Below are 18173 nucleotides of genomic sequence, written 5' to 3' on the forward strand. Positions count from 1 at the left end.
ATCTCGTTGCGGGCGGCGGCCCGGCCGCCGGGGCCGACGCGGCGCCCGCCCGGACCGGCGACCCGGGCGGCAAGCCGCGCGCCTCCACCGGGACCGCGCCGTTCGCGCCGGTGGGCGTAGCTGCTCCGGCCGCCTCGGCTGCCCCGGCTGCCCCGGCTGCCTCGGCCGCCCCGGCTGCCCCGGCCCCTGCAGCCCCCGCGGTCTCCCGTGACCGGGAGACGACCGTTTCTCCCGCAGCGGGCCCGACGGGTGACGTTACGTTCGCGCCCGCGCCGGACACGTCGCCGTCCGCAGGCCCCGGCCCGGACACAACCGCTGCTCACGTGCCCGCTACGGCTCGCGTGGCCGGCGACCCGTCCGGGCCCGGACAAGACGCCGTCGCTGCCGTTGCGACGCCGAGCCGGGACGACGCGCGGCTGGGCGGCCCCGACGCGCGGCTGGGCGGCCCCGACGCGCGGCTGGGCGGCCCCGGCACCGCGGCGCCGGCTGGAGCCGCGTCCGGGGGTGCGCCGGCCGGCGAGGTCGACCCGCTGCTGCTCGGTCCGCCGATCTTCACCCAGCAGAACCGGCCGCTGGACGCCCCGCAGTTCGTGCCGTCCGCTCCGCGGACCGGCCATCCTTGCGCCGACGCCCGCGCCGCAACCGAGGCTTCGGCCGCGTCCGGTTCGCCCGCTCCTGGCGGTTCGCCCGCTCCTGGCGGTTCGCCCGCTCCTGGCGGTTCGCCCGCTCCTGGCGGTTCGCCCGCGCCGCCGGCCGTCGACGCCCGGCCGAACCCCGGCCCGGCCACGCCGGACTCCGGATCCGCACGGACCGCGCCGAGCGGCTCCGGCGACCCCAACCCCGCCACCCTGGGTACGGCGGACGGCCGTACCGGCGATCCGGGTACGGCGGACAGCCGTACCGCAAACTCGGGTGGCGTCGGCGGCGCGGCACCCGGCCACGAACCGGCCGCTGGGTTCGGCGGCATCCGGCTGGGCCGCCCGGCCGGGGATGATTCCGCGAGTGCGCGGCAACCCGGCGTCATCCCGACGCCGAAGGGTGTCGACCTGAGCGGCCCGACGGTGACGGACACCCGCACGAGCGGACCCGGCCTCGGGAACCCGCCCGCCGCTACGCGCGAGGCCGGAAACGGTCCCGCCCCGTACGGCGAACGGCCGGTGCTCGGGCAGCGGCCCGCGGCGAATCCGGCACGGCCGGGTCCGGAGGGCGCGGCACCGGCCCGCCCGCCGTTGGAACCCCCGCAGCTAGGGCAGGTCAACCGGCCGTTGTCCGGTGGCGCGCCGAGCGAGCCGGCGGCTTCCGGAGCTGGCCGGCAGGAGCCCTCGGCGTGGGGACAGCGGTCGCGCCCGCCGCTGGAACCGCCGCAGCTAGGGCAGGTCAACCGCCCGCAGCAACCGCCGGGCGCCGCAGAGCCATCCGGCCTGCCCTCGGTCGGCGGCGTCACCGCCGGGCGCCCGGTCACGGAGCGCTCGCCCGGTGCGGTGGCGCCCGGTGCGGTGGCGCCCGGTGCGGTGGCGCCCGGCGACGCGCCCTCCGGGCTGCCCGCCCGCAGCGGTCTCCCGGCGTCGGTGACACCGCCGTCGCCATCGCCGCCAGCGGTGTCGGCGCCGCAGCCGGCACCGCCGGAATGGCCGAACGGCGGCGAGCATCGGGGCGCACCGGGCGACCGAGGCGCGGAGGAAGGCGCGTCGAACGGGGACAAACCGGATCCGAGTGGTCCGCCGCAGCGCCCCGGCCCGTCCGACTGATCCCGGTGCGCCAGCGCCTCGGGCGCCGCTGGGCCGCCGGGCGCCGGGCGCCGGTCACCGTGTCAGGCCGGTGCCAGGTGACTCCACACCACCTTGCCGCCCGGCACCGGCAGCACGCCCCATGACTCGGTGAGCTCGCGCACCAGGCGCAGTCCCCGCCCGCCCGCGTCCGCCGAACCCGGCGCCACCAGGCGCGGCATCCGCCGGTTGCTGTCGCGCACCGTCAGGCAGATCCGGTCGCCGCGCATGCCCAGGGTGAACTCCATCGTGGTGTGCGCGTGCCGCACCACGTTGGCCACCAGTTCCGAGGCCACCAGGGCCGCGGTCGACGCCGCGCCGGAAAGCTGCCACGCGGCACACGTCTTTGTCACCAGTTGCCGGGCCTGGCGGCACGCGTCCGGCACCGGGCGCAGCCGCACCCTGATCCGCCGGGACTCCTCCTGCGTGGTGTCTTCGGCCATTTCGGTCTCCCAGCTCTGGGCGATTCGCAGCTCTTGGCACCCGGGCCACGCGGCGACCGTGTCGGCGGTCTCCGCGGACGCCCCGCACAGCACCACCGGCACGCCCGGCCATTCGCTCGTCTGGCACAGCACGTCGCTGAACGCGTTCAGCCCGTGCGGGTCGACCACCGTCATGCCGGCGATGTCGACCACGAGCTTGTCAGGCTGGGTGGACAGCGATCGGGCGATGGCGTGCCGCAGCGCGGTGCTGGTGATCGCGTCGAGTTTGCCGCCGACGCGCAGCAGCCCGACCGGAAGATCCTGTTCCGGCCGGCATACCAGCTGACTCGTCATACGCCCCCCTCCACGCATGTCGTCCCCGGCGGGTGCCCGCAGATGGTGCCCGCACCCGGCGACCGGCAAACTCCCGCGTACGCTCGAAAAATGCGGGGGAGACGGGCAGGTCTGGCGGCGCTGCTGCCGTACCTGAGGAATCATCGGGCCACCCTCGCGTTCGTCGCCGCGCTGTCGCTGTTCTCCGCCGGGGCCGCGCTGGCCCAGCCGGTCCTGGTGCGCCACGTGCTCGACGGCATCTCGGTCGGCCGGGCGATCGCGGCGCCGGTCGCCGTGCTGGTCGGCCTGCTGGTCGCCGCCGCCGTGTTCGGCGGCGTGCGGGACTTCTTGTTGAAACGCATCGGCGAGGGCCTGGTGCTGGACACCCGCCGCCGCCTCGCCCGGCATCTGCTGCATCTGCCGATCGCCGAGTACGACCGGCGCCGCACCGGGGACCTGCTGTCGCGGGTCGGCGCGGACACCACGCTGCTGCGGGCGGTGGTCACCTCCGGCCTGTTCGAGATGGTGTCCGGGGCGGTCATGGTGGTGGGCGCGGTGATCGCCATGGCGGTGCTGGATCCGCTGCTGCTGACCGTCGCGCTGAGCGGGCTGGGGCTGGGCATGGCGGTGGCGGTCGCCGCGTCCCGGCGGGTGCGCGGATTGTCCGAGCAGGCGCAGGCGCGGCTGGGCGAGATGACCTCGGCCACCGAGCGGGCCCTGTCCGCGGCCCGCACCATCCGGGCCAGCGGCGCGCAGGACCGGGAGGCGCACACGGTCGGCGGGTACGCCGCCGGGGCCTACCGGGCCGGGATGCGCGTGGCCCGGCTGGAGGCGTTCGTCGGACCGGCCGCGCTGGTGGCCACCCAGGGGGCGTTCCTGCTGGTGCTCGCCGTGGGCGGGGCGCGGGTGGCGTCCGACGCGATCACCGTCGGCGCCCTGGTGGCCTTCGTGCTGTTCCTGTTCTTCCTGGTCGTCCCGCTGGGGCAGGCGCTGAACGCGTACACGCAGGTGCAGACCGGACTGGGTGCCCTGCAACGCATCACCGAGATGCTGGACCTGCCCACCGAGACCGACGCCGACCGCACGCCAGCGCCGTCGGCCGGCCAGTCCGCACCGGCGGATGACGCGGCGGTCGCCGACCGGGCCGACGCCGTGGTCTTCGACCGGGTGAGCTTCGGCTATCCCGGCGGCGAACCGGTGCTGCGCGAGGTGTCGTTCCGGGTGCCGTGCGGCGCCCGGGTGGCGTTGGTCGGTCCCTCCGGCGCCGGCAAGTCCACCGTCTTCGCGCTGATCGAGCGGTTCTACGACGCCGGCCGCGGCACCGTCTGCGTGGACGGCGTGGACGTGCGCGATCTGCCCCGGGCGGCGCTGCGCCGCCGGCTCGGCTACGTCGAGCAGGAGGCGCCGGTGCTGGCCGGCACGCTGCGCGACAACCTGCTGCTGACCGCCCCGCAGGCCGACGAGGCGCAGCTACGGGCCGCGCTCGCCGAGGTCAACCTGGGCGGGCTGGCCACCCGCGCGCCGGAGGGCCTGGACGTGCAGGTGGGCGAGGGTGGCGTGCTGCTGTCCGGCGGCGAACGGCAACGGCTGGCCATCGCCCGTACGCTGCTCGCCGACGCGCCGATCATGCTGCTGGACGAGCCGACGAGCAACCTCGACGCGCGCAACGAGGCGGCGTTGCGCGACGCGGTGGCCGCGGCGGCGCACCGGCGCACCCTGGTGGTGGTCGCGCACCGGCTGAGCACGGTGGTCGACTCCGATCTCATCGTGGTGCTGGACGCCGGGCGGGTGGTCGCCACCGGCACGCACGGCGAACTGGTCGAGCGCAGCGCGCTGTACCGCGAACTGGCCACCCACCAGCTCCTCGTCGCCGAGCCGCCGCGGGACAGGGAGTCGGCAGACAGGGAGTCGGCACCTGCCACACGCCCAAAGTGAAGTACCGTAATCCGCCATGGGTGTCTCGCAGCGGTTGAAGAGCCGGTTCCGCAAGTTTCTGCAGCGTCCGGGCACGACGGTCGACCTCGGGCCGCTGGCCAGGCGGCTGAGCGCCATCGAGGACCGTGAGGAAGCGCTGCGCGAGCTCGACGACGAGGCGCTCACCGAGGCCGCCGGGAAGGCGGCGGACCACGTGGAGATCTGCGCGGTCGGCCGCGAGGCCGCCCGGCGGGCGCTGGACGAGCGGCCGTTCGACGTGCAACTGCTCGGCGCGATGGCGTTGCTCGACGGGCGGGTCGCCGAGATGGCCACCGGTGAGGGCAAGACGCTGACCGCGACGATCGCCGCGTACGGGCATGTGCGGCGCGGCCACGGCCCGGTGCATGTGCTGACCGTCAACGACTATCTGGCCCGCCGCGACGCGCAGTGGATGGAACCGGTCTACACCCGGCTCGGCATCACCGTCGGGTGGGTCACCGAGGCGTCCACACGCGACGAGCGCCGGGAGGCCTACGCCGCCGACGTCACGTACGTCTCGGTCAGCGAGGCCGGCTTCGACTACCTGCGCGACCAGTTGGTGACCGACATCGCCGACCGGGTGCAGCAGGACCTGGCCTGCGCCATCGTGGACGAGGCCGACTCCATCCTCATCGACGAGGCCCGGGTGCCGATGGTGCTGGCGGGCAGCGTGCCGGGCGGGAGCGATCCGGTGCACACCGCCGCCGACCTGGTCCGGGACCTGCAGGCGGGTAAGCATTACGAGGCGGCGGAGGACGGCCGCAGCGTCGCCTTCACCGACGCCGGGCTGGCCCGGCTGGAGGAGCAGCTCGGCGTCGACCTGTACGCCGACGAGCAGTACGCCCAGTTGTCCGCACTGAACGTGGCGTTGCACGCGCACGCGCTGTTGCGCCGGGATGTGGACTACATCGTGCGCGACGGCGGCGTGGAGCTGATCGACGAGATGCGCGGCCGGGTGGCGCAGCGCCGCCGGTGGCCGGACGGGCTGCAGGCGGCGGTGGAGGCCAAGGAAGGGCTGAACGCCACCGCCGAGGGCGAGGTGCTGGACACCATCACCGTGCAGGCGTACATCGCGCTGTACGCGACGGTGTGCGGGATGACCGCCACCGCCGTGCACGTCGGCGAGCAGCTCCGCGAATACTTCAAGCTGGAAGTCGCGGTGATCCCGCCGAACACGCCGAACATCCGCGAGGACGAGCCGGACCGGATCTACTCGGCGCACGACATGCGCGACGAGGCGCTGGTCGAGGAGATCAAGCTGGCCCACGAGAAGGGCCGCCCGGTGCTGGTCGGCACGCTCGACGTGAAGGCCTCCGAACTGCTGGCCAAGCAACTGGCCGCGGCCGGGGTGCCGTCGGTGGTCCTGAACGCCAAGAACGACTCCGAGGAGGCGGCCATCATCGCCGAGGCGGGCGCGCTCGGCGCGGTCACCGTCTCCACCCAGATGGCCGGCCGGGGCGTGGACATCCGCCTGGGCGGCAGCGACGAGACCGACCGCGACGCGGTGGTCGAGCTCGGCGGCCTGTTCGTGATCGGCAGCGGCCGGCACGACAGCCGCCGGGTGGACGACCAGCTCCGCGGCCGGGCCGGCCGGCAGGGCGATCCGGGCGGCTCGGTGTTCTTCGTCAGCCTGGAGGACGACCTGGTCACCCGGCACGCCGGGGACGCGCTGCCGGCGTCGCCGCGGATGGACATCGACGGCGTCGTGCACGACCCGCAGGTGGAGTACGCGGTGGAGCACGCCCAGCGGGTGGCCGAGGGCGTCAACCACGAGATCCACCGCAACACCTGGCGCTACAGCGTGGTCATCGAGCAGCAGCGGATCGCCCTCGCGCAGCGCCGCGAGCGGCTGCTCACCTCCGAGGTGGCCGCCATCATGCTGCTGGAGCGCGCGCCGGAGAAGGCCAAGGAGACCGACGAGGACGTGCTGTCCGAGGCGGCCCGTGCCATCGCGCTGTACCACCTGGACCGGCTCTGGGCGCACCACCTGGCGGAGCTGTCCGAGGTGCGTGAGGGCGTGCACCTGCGGGCGCTGGGCAAGCTGGACCCGCTGGACGAGTTCCACCGCGCGGCGGTGCCGGCCTTCCAGAAACTGTTCACCGACATCGAGGCGCGCACCATCGAGACGTTCGAGGAGGCCGACCTCGGCGACGGCTGGCAGCCGGAGCGCTCGGAGATCGTCCGGCCCAGCGCCACCTGGACGTACCTGGTGCACGACAACCCGTTCGGCTCCGAACTGGACCGGCTGATCGCCGCCGTCGGACGCCGCATCTCCAGCAGCGGCTCCTGACGGCGTCTGCCGGACCCGGCGCGCCGGGTCCGGCAGACGCCGTCGCGGTGCGCCGTTTCAGGGGTGTGCGGCAGTGGCGTGATGGGCCGCGAGGATGTCGCCGCCGAAGTCGCCGCACGGGCGCCGCAGCACCGAGTGCGCGTGGTTGCCGTCCGCGGTGGTGTTGTCGAACTCGATGATCAGGTCGTCGCCCTGGATGCGGTAGTAGTGCGGCGCCCCCGGGCCGGACGCACCCTCCCAGGCGAAGTGCAGATCACGGGCCGGTGGCACGAGCGGCGCGGGCAGCCGCCCGAGATGCGCGCCGACCAGCCGGTCCAGCAGGTCGCGCTCGCCCGGCCGCAGATCCTGCCGGGGCACGCCACGCGGCTCCTGCAGCGCGGCGACCGGCCGGGTCCCGGTGCGCACGTCGGGCGGCGCCAGCGCGGCCACCACCGCCCGCCCGCGCGTGGCCGGGGTCATCGCGGCCAGCAACTCCCGGCCCAGGTCCTCCTCGACGCCCAGCGGGCGCACCGCCGGGCGCCCGGCCACGTCCACCCGGGCCGGGTTGGCGCCCAGGAACACCGGCGCGGGCGCGATCACCTGGTCCACGACCGTCATGGTCACCGACAGGTGGTGCCCCTCGAACCGCCATGCCCACCGGTCGTCACCCGGCTCGCCGAAGACCACCACCCGGTAGTCCTCGCTGTGCCGCCCGCGCTGCCAGCCCTCCCGCCGGTCCAGCACCTCCTCCAGCGCGATCACGGTCATCGCCTGCGCGTACGCCGACTCGCTCAGGCCGGTGGCGAGCAACCGGTGCGCGGCCTTGCGGGCCGTCTCACCGAGCGCGGCAAGGGAGAGTCCCGGCCGGGGGCGCGGGCGGTACTCGATCCAGCGCCGGGCCGCCTCGTCGTCGAACGCGCGGGCGGCCTCGGCCCGCTGCGCGCCGGTCAGTGCGGCCAGGAAGGCCGTCGCCTCGGTATGCACCGCCGCTCACTCCCGTCCCGCGGCGGCGCGGTTCCCGTGCGCCGCCGTCACCGCAGCCTACATTGAGGTCATTCGGCGCGACCAAGATCATCGCGGCCTCCCGGCGGTCGGGAAGGCCGGCGAATAACCCTCACTCATCGGCATTTCGGCGGGCCGGTAACATGCGCCGATGCCGGAGAACGTCCACGTCGGCCGCGCGGGTGTCGACGGTGCCCGTAACCAGGGCTGGCTGCTCGGCCATTTCATGCCCGAGGGCACGTTGTTGCACTCGACGGACGTGGAGGTGAAGTGGGGTGTGCACACACCCGGCGAAGAACGCGCGGCGTGGGCCGTCGGTGAGACCCGCACCGCATTGCTGGTGTTGATCAGTGGCACTTTCGACATCCGGCTCCGCGACCGGACAGTGGTGTTACGCCAACCCGGCGACTATGTGGTGTGGGGACCGGGTGAGGATCATTCCTGGCGGGCCGGCCCGCGGGAGACCGTGGTTCTCACCGTGCGCTGGCCGTCCCTGCCGGGGTGGCGACTGCCATGCCCGGATAATTAATCCCCGCGTCAAGGAAAGTTCTTTCCGGTCTCCCGGTAACGTGACGGGAATCGCTTTTTCGATCGCATTGCGCGTCGGGTCCGTACGGTAAGAAGTGATTGTGGAACGTTTTTCCCACACTGTGGTTGGCAACTTGACCGTCGAACAGCGCCGACGGAACCATCGGTCGCGGTTTTGGGGAAACCGCAGTCACCACATAATGATTTTGTGTGCTCCTGCCGTCATGCGTCGATCATGTCGCGCGTCATGATGAATGAGCCGCCACCCGGGGAGGGGTCATGCCGGTCACGGCACTGTCCGCGCGAGTCACACGACATGGCCCGCGGGCCAGCCGGGTGGTGATCGGCGCGGCGGAGGGGGAGTCGCCGGCGGTCACCGTGACGGTCGCCATACCGTTGACCGACGACACGCTGAGCCCGCAGGCGCACCGGCTCATCGAGGCGGTGCGGGACCTGGTCGAGGCCGGTAACGGCACGGTCGCCTACGACGAGGACGGCGCGACGCCGAGCGTCCGTGACCTGGCGGGCGTGCCCACGCAGCCGGGCGCGGCCGACGGGGACACCGGCGCGGCGCCGGTCGGCCCGGCGCTCGACCAGCCGGCCGGCACCGGGCCGCTGGTGCAGGTGCTGGCCGCTTCCCGCCAGGTCCTGCTGGACGGTGTCGCGCTGCCGCTGACCCGGCTGGAGTTCGACCTGCTGCAGTTCCTGGCCGGGCACCCGCGCCGGGTGTTCACCCGGGGGCAGCTCCTGGCCGGGGTCTGGGGCTACGACCACACCGGCGAGCGCACGGTGGACGTGCACGTGCGCCGGCTGCGGGTCAAGCTGGGCGGCCAGGCGCCGCTGATCACCACCGTGTACGGCGTCGGCTACCGCCTCGCGGACGACGCCCGCATCGTGGTGCAGCCGCAGGACTGAACCGGGCGGCGCTACCGTGGCCGCCATGCGTGTTCGGCCCGTCAGCTTCGCCGCCCTGGTCGACGAGCTCGCCGACCGTTTCGCCGGGCAGCAGCCGGGGCGGCGTCTGCGGGTCGCCGTGGACGGCCCGCCCCCGGCGGCGCCCGGCCTGCTCGCCGACGCGCTGGTCGACCCGCTGCGGGTGCGCGGCCGTGCCGCGGTGCGCGTGTCCGCCGGGGACTTCCTGCGCCCGGCGTCCGTGCGCCTGGAGTTCGGCCGCACCGATCCGGACGCCTTTTACCACGGCTGGTTCGACGAGGCGGCGCTGCGCCGGGAGGTGCTGGAGCCCGCCGGACCCGGCGGCACCGGCACCATCGTGACCACATTGTGGGATCCGGAAACCGATCGTGCCACCCGCGAACCGTACTCGACACTGCCGCCCTCGGCGGTGATCCTCATGGACGGTCCGCTGCTGCTCGGGGCCGGACTGCCGTTCGACGCCACCGTGCATCTGCAGCTCTCCCAGGCCGCCCTGCGCCGCCGCGCCGAACCGCATCTGCGCTGGTCACTGCCGGCGTACGAGCGGTACGCCGCGGAGGTCGCGCCGGCCTCGTTCGCCGATGTGGTGGTGCGCTGGGATGATCTGCGGCACCCGGCCGTGGTTGAGGATCCGTCCTGAGAGTTCATTCATGCCCTCAATCGGCCACTCCGTGGCGAAGTCGAGCACTGACAGTTATGCTCCGACTACTTTTCAGTGAAGATCCCGTTTGGGATCTTCGGCGGTGGGTATGAGCGGGCTCCACTTATGAGGTGGGGAACCGGTCGCGGGGATCACACCGGCAGGGGCCGAGGGAAGGGCAGGGATCACAATGCTCGTCAACAGCGCAGTCGTCACGGGGAAGACCGCCGAGACCGGCAAGCGCCGCACACCGGAGGAAGTCGAGCAGATCCGGGCCGTGCTGCGGAGCCGCTTCGAGCAACTGGACACCGAGTACGAGTCGGCGCTCGCGGAGAACCAGCAACTGCGGCTGGTCGAGATCGGCGATGCCGCGGGCGACGACCAGGCCGACAGCGGCTCCAAGACGGCCGAACGGGACGCGGCCACCTCGCTGCTGCGCACCCTGCTGGACCGCCGCGCGCAGGCCGAACTGGCCCTGCAACGTCTCACCGACGGCAGCTACGGCTACTGCGAGGGCTGCGCGAACCCGATCCCGGTCGCCCGCCTGGAGGTGTTCCCGTCGGCCACCACCTGCGTGACCTGCAAGGCCAACCGGGAACGCCGCGCCGGTTGAGCACCACGCACACGGTCCGCCGCCCGGGCCCCACCCCGGCGGCGGACCGTCGTCATCGGGACTAGCCTGGCGGTTCATGGGTGAGATCGCCGTGGGCACCGCCTCGTGGACCGACAAGACGCTCCTGGCATCCGGCTGGTACCCGCCGGGCGCGGACGACGCGCGCAAACGCCTGGCCTACTACGCGGAACGGTTCGCCGTGGTGGAGGTCGACTCGACCTACTACGGCCCGCCGGCCGAACAGACCGCCGCCCTGTGGACCGAGCGCACCCCGCCCGGCTTCACCTTCAACATCAAGGCGTACAGCCTGCTCACCGGGCATCCCACCCGGGTCTCGTCGATCTACAAGGATCTGCGGCCGGACACCGGCAAGGCGAACGTCTACCCGCGCGACCTGCCGCCGCAGGCGTACGAGGAGATCTGGACCCGGTTCCTCACCGCGCTGGAACCGCTGCACCGGGCCGGCAAACTCGGCGCGGTGCTGTTCCAGTTCCCGCCGTGGTTCGGCATCCGCCGCTCGAACAAGGACTACCTGCTTGAGGTCGCGGCCCGGTGCAAGCCGCTGCGTGCGGTGTTCGAACTGCGCAACGAATCCTGGTTCGCCGGCGGCAACGAGACCGAGACCCTGGACTTCCTGCGCGCCCACCACCTGCCGTTCGTCTGCGTGGACATGCCGCAGGGCCACCGCTCGTCCGTGCCGCCGGTGCTCGCCGCCACCGCCGACCTGGCCGTGGTGCGCTTCCACGGGCACAGCGACAAGTGGACCAGCAAGGACATCTATCAGAAGTTCGGGTACGAGTATTCGCCGCAGGAGCTGGCGTCGTGGGCGCCGCGGCTGCGCGTCCTGGCCGCCGAGACCGACCGCACGCAGGTCTTCTTCAACAACTGCTCCGGCGATTACGCTCAGCGCAACGCCGCCACCATGGTGGAACTGCTGGACCGCGACTGAGGCGACCGGCTCAGATCTCGTCCCACGGCACCGTCGCCCACGCCCGGGTCAGCGCATCGGTCAGCCCGGTCACCCCGCCGTACTTCACGTCGTCGATCACCCCGATCGGCTGCGCCGGGCACGACGAGTTGACCGCGGCAGCGGCCAGCAGGTCGGGCAGATCCCCGGCACCGATCTCGCGGATCGACCACGGCGTCCCGGTCATCGTCAGGGCGATCTGCAACAACACCATGGTCACCCCCTTGAGGGCCGGCGCCCGCGGCCACAGCACCTGGTCGCCGTCCCAGAACGCGACGTTCCAGGTGCTGCCCTCGCTGATCCGGCCGTCCCGGCTCACGAACAGCGCGTCGTCGAACCCGGCGCGCTCCGCCCGCCATCGCGCGTACCGCAGGCCCATGGTGGCCGCGTGCTTGTGCTCCGGCCAGTCACGCTCGTACGGGTCCAGGCGCACCCGCAGCGGCGGCGCCGGCGTGTCCGGGACCGGATCGTCGACCACCACCAGCACGTCCGGGTGCGCGAACCCGTCCGGGCCGGGGAGCATCGACACCCGCACCGTCGCGTCCCCGGTGCCGCGCAGCGCATGCCGGATCAGCTCGCGCAGCCGGGTCTCGCCGGCGAAGTCGGAGCGGGCGCCGAAGAACGCCTCGTTCCCGTCGTCCAGCCGGGCCAGATGCTGCGCGAAGCCGCGGACCCGGGCGTCGCGCACCTGCATCACGGTGAAATGCCCGTAGCCGGCGCGTAGCAACTCGGCGGGCTGCGGGGCACGCCCGTTCAGTTCGACGTTCATCACAGCCAGACTAGGGCCTGACGCCGGACGGCCGGCGAGGTGCCACCGCCCCGGTCCGCCCAGCACAACGCCGCGCCGCGCCGTTCGGTTCCGATCGCCAGCACGAGAGATGCGATACCCGCGCGGCGATCGGTTAGACGTGATCGGCGGCGGGTACGACGAGGGCTCCACCACGCCCCCTGCGGGGGCGTACCCGCGACAAGGAGCTATGGCATGCGACTCAACGACGACGACATCACTGGCGGCGGCGCGGCAGGCGGCGAGGGCCTGGCCGATGGCGGTGCGAACCCGGCGGGCCACGACGGTGGCGCCGACGGGAGCGCGGGCGAGGGCCCGGCCGACGGCGGTGCGAACCCGGCCGGTCGCGACGGTGGCGCCGACGGGAGCGCGGGCGAGGGCCCGGCCGACGGCGGTGCGAACCCGGCGGGCCACGACGGTGGCGCCGACGGCACCGCGTCCTGAGGCGCGGACGATGACGCACGCCACGCCGGGCGGCCCGCACGGCCGCCCGGCCCTGGCCCGGTGTGTCGCGGTCGAGCTGGAGAAATTCGCGCAGGCGCACTGGGGCCACGCGCCCCTGCTGTCGCGCGCCGCCGAGCTGGCCGGGCCGGACGGTTTCGCCGACCTGTTGTCCGCCGACGCGGTGGACGAGTTGCTCAGCCGCCGGGGCCTGCGCACCCCGTTCCTGCGGGTGGCCCGGCAGGGCACCGTGCTGCCCGCCGCGTGCTTCACCGGCAGCGGCGGCGCCGGCGCCGAGGTGAGCGACCAGGTGGTGGACGACAAGGTGATGCGCCTGTACGCCGAGGGCGCCACCCTGGTGCTGCAGGGGCTGCACCGCATCTGGCCGCCGCTGATCGAGTTCGCCGGCCGGCTGGGCGCCGAGCTGCGGCAGCCGTTGCAGATCAACGCCTATCTCACGCCGCCGGCCAGCCAGGGCTTCGCGACCCACTACGACACCCACGACGTGTTCGTGCTCCAGGTGGACGGCACCAAGCGGTGGCGCATCCACCCGCCCGTGCTGAGCGACCCGCTGGAGCGCCAGCCCTGGGGCGGCCGGGCCGACGAGGTGGGCGCCACCGCACAGGGCGAACCCGCCCTCGACGTGGTGCTCACCCCCGGGGATGCGCTCTACCTGCCCCGCGGGTGGCTGCACTCGGCGCAGGCGCAGGGGGAGCGGTCGCTGCATCTGACCGTCGGCGTCCGGGCCCTCACCCGGTACGCGCTGGTCGAGGAACTGCTCGCGCTGGCCGCCGAGGACCGCCGGCTGCGCGCCGGCCTGCCGCTGGGCCTGGACGCCGGCGAACCGGACCAGGTCGAGCCGCACCTGGCCGAGACGGTGGATGCGCTGCGTGACTGGCTGACCCGTGCCGACCCGGCGCAGGTCGCCGCCCGGCTGCGGGAACGCACCTGGCCGTCGGCGCGTCCGGCGCCGATCCGGCCGCTGGCGCAGTTGTCGTTCGCGCAGTCGCTGACCGCCGCGGACCGGGTCACCGCGCGGCCGGGGCTGCGCTGGCGCCTCGACGACGACGGCGCGGAGCACGTCGTGCTGCGCCTGACCGGTGGCACACTGCGGTTCCCGGCGTTCTGCGCCGCGGCGCTGACCACGGTGCTGGACGGCGCCGTGCACCCGGTCGGCGCGCTGCCCCTGGACGACGACCCGGACCGGCTCGTGCTGGTGCGGCGCCTGCTGCGCGAGGGCTTGCTGGTGCCGGCCGGGGACTGAGCCCCGCCGGCCGACCCGGTCCGGCCCGCTCAGCCGCGCAGGACCGCGAACGCCAGCCCGGCGGTGACCAGCCCGGCGAGCAGCACGGTGGCCACCGCCGTGTGGTCCAGTTCGATGCCGCGACGGTCGGACACCCGCTTGGCCTCCACCGCCGCGAGCACCGGACCGAGAACCATCGCGATCAGCGCCACCACGGGCAACGTGGCGGCCAGGTCGCCACCGGCCCGCTGCCCGGCCCATCGCAGCAACTGGTGCGCCACCGCGCCGAGCACGCCGCCGGCCACCCCGAGCACGACGTAGAGCGCCGGGCGCGCGGCAGCCGCCGGCTTCTGGTAGTCGACCAGCGCCCGCGCCTCGGCGGCGTACGACTCGGCGTCGCGGTCGCGCTGCCGGGGCACCGTCGGACCGGGCGCCGCCTTGCCGAAGCGGTCGGCGGTGGAACCGTACCGGTGGGAGATCTCGGACCAGATGTCCCACACCTCGGCGTCGACCCGGTCGCGCTCCCGCTCGGCCCGGCCCACCCGCTGCCGCGCGGCGCGCACGGTCTCCTCGGCGGTGCGCAGCGCCTCGTCCACCGCGGCGACCCGGTCGTCGTGCCAGCGGGTCGCCTCGGCCCGGTGGCCGACCGCCTCGTCCTCCAGCCGGGCCAGCCGCCGCAGCAACTCGGTGTATTCGGAGTCGCCGTCGGTCAGCCCACGGTCGCCCGTCATGACGGTCCGTACGGGATGATCACCTCGGCGCCGCGGTGCACCGAGCGGTCGAAGAACAACCCCCGCCACGGCCGCGGGTACCACACCGGGGGCCGGGCGCCGGGGTAGTACGCGTTCAGTTCGCTGCCGTGCGCGTCCAGTGCCACCCACGCCCCGATCGGGTCGGTGCGTGAGCTCGGGCCGCCCAGCGTCTCCCGCAACAGCGCCGCCCCGCGCCACCAGCCCAGCACGTGGACCCGCCGCTCCGGGCCCTGCCGCAGCACCCGCCGCAGAGCGGCGCTGTCACCGCCCGCCGCGTCCGCCGCGTAGATCAGCAGGAAGTGCGGCCGTGCGGCCGGTTCGCCCGCGGAGGCCTCCTGAGCGGCGTCCTCCAGCAGCCACGCCACGTCGGCGGCGTGGTAGAAGCCGGTGTCGCCGTGCGGCAGCACGCCCTTGAGCTCCTCGACCGCGGCCGACGCGTCCGGGTCCAGGCAGGCCACCGACCAGCGGGCCGCGCCGGGCGGCATCTGCGCGGCCAGCGACCGCGCCGCCGCGGCCAGCACCGCGCACGCCTCGTCGACCCGGGTGCCGAGCACCGCGAGGTTGCGGCCGGGCGCGCGGCGCAACGTCATCCGCGCGGACCGGGCGGCCACGTCGATGGTCTCGCCGAGCAGCGCCACCGGCGCCGCCCCGGTTTCCGCCGGAACGCTCGCCAGCGCGGCGAAGTCCGGGCTGGCGGCCAGCCGCGGCACCGCGTCGCCGTCGAACAGCCGCGGCGGCGGCAGGTCCGGCGGGCGCCGCCGCCACAGCCGGTGCTGCAACGCGTTCCAGCCGTCACGGTCGCCGGCCGCGGGAACCCGCACCACCCGGTTCGCCTCCGGGGCGCCGGAGTCGGCGTTCACCACGGCGTGGTATCTCGGCAGGCCCTCGGCGGCGGTGTTCGCCTCGGCCAGCACCCGCCGGGCCCGCGGCAGCGCGATCCGCAGGGAGAACTGAGCGACCAGCGCGGGGCGGCCCCACAGCGCCTCGATCCCGGACACGTCCTGGCTGGCCAGCACCAGGTGAATGCCCTGGGAACGGCCCCGGCGGGCGAGGTCTTCGAGCAGGTCCACGGCTTCCGCGGCGACCGCGTCGCGCCCGGCCAGCAGCACCTGGAACTCGTCCACCACGGCGACGATCCGCGGCCACGATCCCTGCGGGTCCTCGGCGCGCAGCTCGGCCAGGTTGGTGACCTCGTGCTGCTTCGCCGCGTCCGCCCGGCGGCGCAGCTCGGCGCCGAGGAAACGCAGCAGGGCCAGGCCGAACTCGCGGTCGGTGTTCACGTTGAGCCCGACCAGCCGCACATGCGGCAGCCAGCTCGGGTCCCGGCGGCCCGGGGCGAACCGGGCGAACGACACGCCCTCCTTGAAGTCCAGCAGGTAGAAGGCCAGTTCGCCGGGGGAGTAGCGGGTCGCCAGCGCGCCCATCCAGGCGTAGATGAGGTTGGTCTTGCCGGTGCCGGACGGCCCGGCGATCAGCGCGTGCGGCGGGTAGTCGCTGAGCTTCACCAGCACCGGTGGGCCCAGCGGGCTGTCCCCCAGCGGCGCTACCAGACCGGCGGCCGAGGTCGCGGTCCATTCCGCGTCCGGCAGCAGGCTCGACAGGGCCAGCGGCGCCGGCCCTTCGGCGACCTCGTCCGCGATGGCCCGGCATGTCGTGGTGATCGTCGGCAACGGCGGGCCCTCGTCCAGCCGCACCGGCAGATCGCCGGCGCTGGACAGGCGCGCCCGGTCGCCGTCGGCCGCCTCGATCACCTCGACACCGGCCCGGTCCGCGACCGTCAGCCCGCGCACGATCAGGTGCACGCCGCAGGCGGCGCCGGTGCGCAGCAGCCGGTCGAGCTGGCCCCGGTCGTGCCGGGACAGTTCGTCGGCGTGACCGGAGCCGAGCAGCACCGCGACACGCCACGGTTCCGGCCGGCGCCCGGTGGCCGCGGCCAGCGCCCGCAGCGAGGCGTGCTCCCCGGCCAGCACCGTCTCGTTGATCCGTCGCACGTGGTCGACCAGGCCGTCCAGCAGGGCGGTGAGCTCACCCGGCCCGACCAGGGTGAGCAGGCCCGCGGTGGCCAGCGCGGCGAAGCCGGCCAGGCCGCCGCCCAGATGCTCGGGGTCGTATCCGGTGAGGTGGACCGCGCCGGGGCGTGCCGTGCCCAGGGACCGCAGCAGCAGCGCGGCGACGACCACGTCGCCGCGCCCGTCGTCGCCGCGGATCACCACATGCCCGCGGTCCAGCAGGGCGACCAGCGCGGGCACGTCGTCGTCCGCCGGGACCTGCACCCGGCCCACCCGCACCTGCGGCGCCGCAGCGGCGGGCAGCGCCGGCGAGGGGTGCCAGCGGTCCCACGGCGATGCGGCGGCCCCCGGCGCGGCGCGGCGAGCGGCGTCCGCGAGGGCCGCGGCCAGCGCCGCCCGGTCATCGCGCCGGCCCTGATCGATCTCGTGCAGCCGCTTGTCGCGCTGCGCCGACAGCGTCACCTTCTGCCGTTGTGCCGCGGCCAGCATCCGGTCCCGGCGGTTCGCCGCGCTCAGGTGGCGGCTGCGGGCCTCCTGCAGCTCGGCCTCGGCCACGCCGAGGGCGTGCGACAGGGCGGCCCGCGCTTCGATCACCCGCCGGGTGGGCGACTCAGGCATCGGCGGCACGGGAGGCATCGGTGCCGCGGGCGTCGTCGCTGGAGCGCGACGGCACCGGTTCGGGAGCGGCGGCGTCCAGCGTGGAGGGGTCGCGCCCGAGACGGGCCAGCAGCACACCGGTCAGGACGCTCGCGGTGACCGCGGAGTCGGCCGGGTGCGCGGCGGGCCGTCCGGGCCGCTCCGGCGCCCGGCACACCCGGTCGATGAGGGTGTCCAGCAGCTCCGGCGAGGTGCCGGGTAGCAGCGAGCGGACCCGGTCGCCGACCGCCGACCGGAGCCGGCCCGCGTCCTGCGGCCGGGGTTCGTGCCCGAGCAGGTCACCGGCGAGGCGATGGAGCAGCGCCGGGGTGAGGGCGGACAGTCCCAGCCCGCTGGTCGGCCCGGCCTCGTGCAGGTCACGGCCGAGCCGGCCGCGGTCGCCGCTGCGGACTCCGGCGGCGACCCGCCGCAGCAGCTCGGGGCTGTCCGGCGCCGCGGCGGAGGACTCCCCGTCCGGGGGCTGCTCGCCGGTCAGCTCGGTCACCCGTTCACCCCACCAGGGTTCCAGCTCCTCCGGCGGTGGCGGCTCGCCGCTGGTCCCCGGCGCGTCCTTGCTGACCAGCGCGGCCTTGTAGGCGCGGTCGGGCGCGGCGCTCGCATCGGCGACCAGGCCGAGCGCGCCCAGATAGGCCGCGATGGCGTCCTGGGCGCTGCGCAGCGCGGCGACGGCGCGTTCCGCGTGCTCCAGGGCGTTGCCCAGCTCGGGCACGCCGAGCTGCTGCTGCGACTCGCGCCGTACGTAGAGCAGCAACTCGCCGGCGCTCTGCAGGCGCTGGAGCGCGACGGTCACCTGGCCGGTGGGCAGCTCGTCGGAGGTCGCCCGCAGCCGGGCGCCGAGTTCTTGCAGCAGTGACATCG

15 protein-coding genes and 1 pseudogene are annotated in these 18173 nt (G+C 74.6%); 10 read left to right on the forward strand and 6 right to left on the reverse strand.

Annotated features, from left to right (window positions below):
• A pseudogene (locus IEY73_RS21360) lies at nt 1-1748 on the forward strand (hypothetical protein); the annotation flags it as partial.
• A 62-nt stretch (nt 1749-1810) separates the two neighbouring features.
• Here IEY73_RS21360 and IEY73_RS21365 read toward each other — a convergent pair.
• Complete coding sequence (locus IEY73_RS21365) at nt 1811-2542, reverse strand: ATP-binding protein (RefSeq protein WP_189081056.1); 732 nt, start codon at nt 2540-2542, stop codon at nt 1811-1813.
• Between the two features lie 90 nt (nt 2543-2632).
• Between IEY73_RS21365 and IEY73_RS21370 the strand changes: the two genes are divergently transcribed.
• Both IEY73_RS21370 and secA2 read left to right on the forward strand, forming a co-directional pair.
• Nucleotides 2633-4456, forward strand: a complete 1824-nt coding sequence (locus tag IEY73_RS21370; protein WP_189081057.1) for an ABC transporter ATP-binding protein — start codon at nt 2633-2635, stop codon at nt 4454-4456.
• Between the two features lie 16 nt (nt 4457-4472).
• The gene (gene secA2 / locus IEY73_RS21375; protein ID WP_189081058.1) at nt 4473-6764 is read left to right on the forward strand and encodes an accessory Sec system translocase SecA2; all 2292 of its coding nucleotides are present in this window, start codon (nt 4473-4475) and stop codon (nt 6762-6764) included.
• 57 nt (nt 6765-6821) lie between these two features.
• On the opposite strand, the gene IEY73_RS21380 is transcribed toward secA2, so the two are convergent.
• A complete protein-coding gene (locus IEY73_RS21380; RefSeq protein WP_189081059.1) occupies nt 6822-7727 on the reverse strand; it encodes a DUF3500 domain-containing protein in 906 nt (301 codons plus the stop codon).
• A 169-nt stretch (nt 7728-7896) separates the two neighbouring features.
• Here IEY73_RS21380 and IEY73_RS21385 point away from each other — a divergent pair, with 169 nt between their 5' ends.
• The 5 genes from IEY73_RS21385 to IEY73_RS21405 all read left to right on the forward strand — a co-directional run bounded on the left by IEY73_RS21385 (nt 7897) and on the right by IEY73_RS21405 (nt 11408).
• Nucleotides 7897-8274: a cupin domain-containing protein gene (locus IEY73_RS21385; protein WP_189081060.1), complete on the forward strand. Its 378-nt coding sequence runs from the start codon at nt 7897-7899 to the stop codon at nt 8272-8274.
• Nucleotides 8275-8651: 377 nt separating this feature from the next.
• Entirely contained in the window at nt 8652-9188 is a 537-nt protein-coding gene (locus IEY73_RS34255) for a winged helix-turn-helix domain-containing protein (RefSeq protein WP_306661518.1), read from the forward strand.
• A 25-nt stretch (nt 9189-9213) separates the two neighbouring features.
• Nucleotides 9214-9846: a nucleoside/nucleotide kinase family protein gene (locus IEY73_RS21395; RefSeq protein WP_189081062.1), complete on the forward strand. Its 633-nt coding sequence runs from the start codon at nt 9214-9216 to the stop codon at nt 9844-9846.
• A gap of 190 nt (nt 9847-10036) precedes the next feature.
• Nucleotides 10037-10459, forward strand: coding sequence for a TraR/DksA family transcriptional regulator (locus IEY73_RS21400; protein ID WP_189081063.1), 423 nt, complete (start codon nt 10037-10039; stop codon nt 10457-10459).
• A gap of 76 nt (nt 10460-10535) precedes the next feature.
• Entirely contained in the window at nt 10536-11408 is an 873-nt protein-coding gene (locus IEY73_RS21405; protein ID WP_189081064.1) for a DUF72 domain-containing protein, read from the forward strand.
• Nucleotides 11409-11418: 10 nt separating this feature from the next.
• Here IEY73_RS21405 and IEY73_RS21410 read toward each other — a convergent pair whose 3' ends face one another.
• The gene (locus IEY73_RS21410; RefSeq protein ID WP_189081065.1) at nt 11419-12195 is read right to left on the reverse strand and encodes an aminotransferase class IV; all 777 of its coding nucleotides are present in this window, start codon (nt 12193-12195) and stop codon (nt 11419-11421) included.
• Nucleotides 12196-12408: 213 nt separating this feature from the next.
• On the opposite strand from IEY73_RS21410, the gene IEY73_RS21415 reads away from it, so the two are divergent.
• A complete protein-coding gene (locus IEY73_RS21415; protein WP_189081066.1) occupies nt 12409-12657 on the forward strand; it encodes a BatC protein in 249 nt (82 codons plus the stop codon).
• A gap of 10 nt (nt 12658-12667) precedes the next feature.
• Nucleotides 12668-13918 carry a cupin domain-containing protein gene (locus IEY73_RS21420; protein WP_189081067.1) on the forward strand — a complete coding sequence of 417 codons (1251 nt, stop codon included), beginning with the start codon at nt 12668-12670 and terminating at the stop codon, nt 13916-13918.
• Between the two features lie 29 nt (nt 13919-13947).
• Here IEY73_RS21420 and IEY73_RS21425 read toward each other — a convergent pair whose 3' ends face one another.
• From IEY73_RS21425 to IEY73_RS21435, 3 genes are read right to left on the reverse strand one after another with little or no spacing between them, the layout of a single operon-like run.
• The gene (locus tag IEY73_RS21425) at nt 13948-14628 is read right to left on the reverse strand and encodes a hypothetical protein (protein WP_189081068.1); all 681 of its coding nucleotides are present in this window, start codon (nt 14626-14628) and stop codon (nt 13948-13950) included.
• A complete protein-coding gene (locus tag IEY73_RS21430; protein ID WP_189081069.1) occupies nt 14625-17276 on the reverse strand; it encodes an FtsK/SpoIIIE domain-containing protein in 2652 nt (883 codons plus the stop codon). The genes IEY73_RS21425 and IEY73_RS21430 overlap by 4 nt, the downstream gene beginning before the upstream one ends.
• A complete protein-coding gene (locus IEY73_RS21435) occupies nt 17269-18171 on the reverse strand; it encodes a hypothetical protein (RefSeq protein ID WP_189081070.1) in 903 nt (300 codons plus the stop codon). Before IEY73_RS21435 ends, IEY73_RS21430 begins: the two co-directional genes overlap by 8 nt.
• Nucleotides 18172-18173 lie beyond the last annotated feature (2 nt).

This window comes from Mangrovihabitans endophyticus (genome assembly GCF_014646155.1).
GTDB lineage: Bacteria > Actinomycetota > Actinomycetes > Mycobacteriales > Micromonosporaceae > Actinoplanes > Actinoplanes endophyticus.

Coding starts and splice junctions, on each gene's coding strand:
- IEY73_RS21415 (WP_189081066.1), top strand. CDS start 12,409: ATGCGACTCAACGACGACGACATCACTGGCGGCGGCGCGGCAGGCGGC.
- IEY73_RS21400 (WP_189081063.1), top strand. CDS start 10,037: ATGCTCGTCAACAGCGCAGTCGTCACGGGGAAGACCGCCGAGACCGGC.
- IEY73_RS21435 (WP_189081070.1), bottom strand. CDS start 18,171: ATGTCACTGCTGCAAGAACTCGGCGCCCGGCTGCGGGCGACCTCCGAC.
- IEY73_RS21395 (WP_189081062.1), top strand. CDS start 9,214: ATGCGTGTTCGGCCCGTCAGCTTCGCCGCCCTGGTCGACGAGCTCGCC.
- IEY73_RS21420 (WP_189081067.1), top strand. CDS start 12,668: ATGACGCACGCCACGCCGGGCGGCCCGCACGGCCGCCCGGCCCTGGCC.
- IEY73_RS21370 (WP_189081057.1), top strand. CDS start 2,633: ATGCGGGGGAGACGGGCAGGTCTGGCGGCGCTGCTGCCGTACCTGAGG.
- IEY73_RS21405 (WP_189081064.1), top strand. CDS start 10,536: ATGGGTGAGATCGCCGTGGGCACCGCCTCGTGGACCGACAAGACGCTC.
- IEY73_RS21385 (WP_189081060.1), top strand. CDS start 7,897: ATGCCGGAGAACGTCCACGTCGGCCGCGCGGGTGTCGACGGTGCCCGT.
- secA2 (WP_189081058.1), top strand. CDS start 4,473: ATGGGTGTCTCGCAGCGGTTGAAGAGCCGGTTCCGCAAGTTTCTGCAG.
- IEY73_RS21430 (WP_189081069.1), bottom strand. CDS start 17,276: ATGCCTGAGTCGCCCACCCGGCGGGTGATCGAAGCGCGGGCCGCCCTG.
- IEY73_RS21425 (WP_189081068.1), bottom strand. CDS start 14,628: ATGACGGGCGACCGTGGGCTGACCGACGGCGACTCCGAATACACCGAG.
- IEY73_RS21365 (WP_189081056.1), bottom strand. CDS start 2,542: ATGACGAGTCAGCTGGTATGCCGGCCGGAACAGGATCTTCCGGTCGGG.
- IEY73_RS21410 (WP_189081065.1), bottom strand. CDS start 12,195: ATGAACGTCGAACTGAACGGGCGTGCCCCGCAGCCCGCCGAGTTGCTA.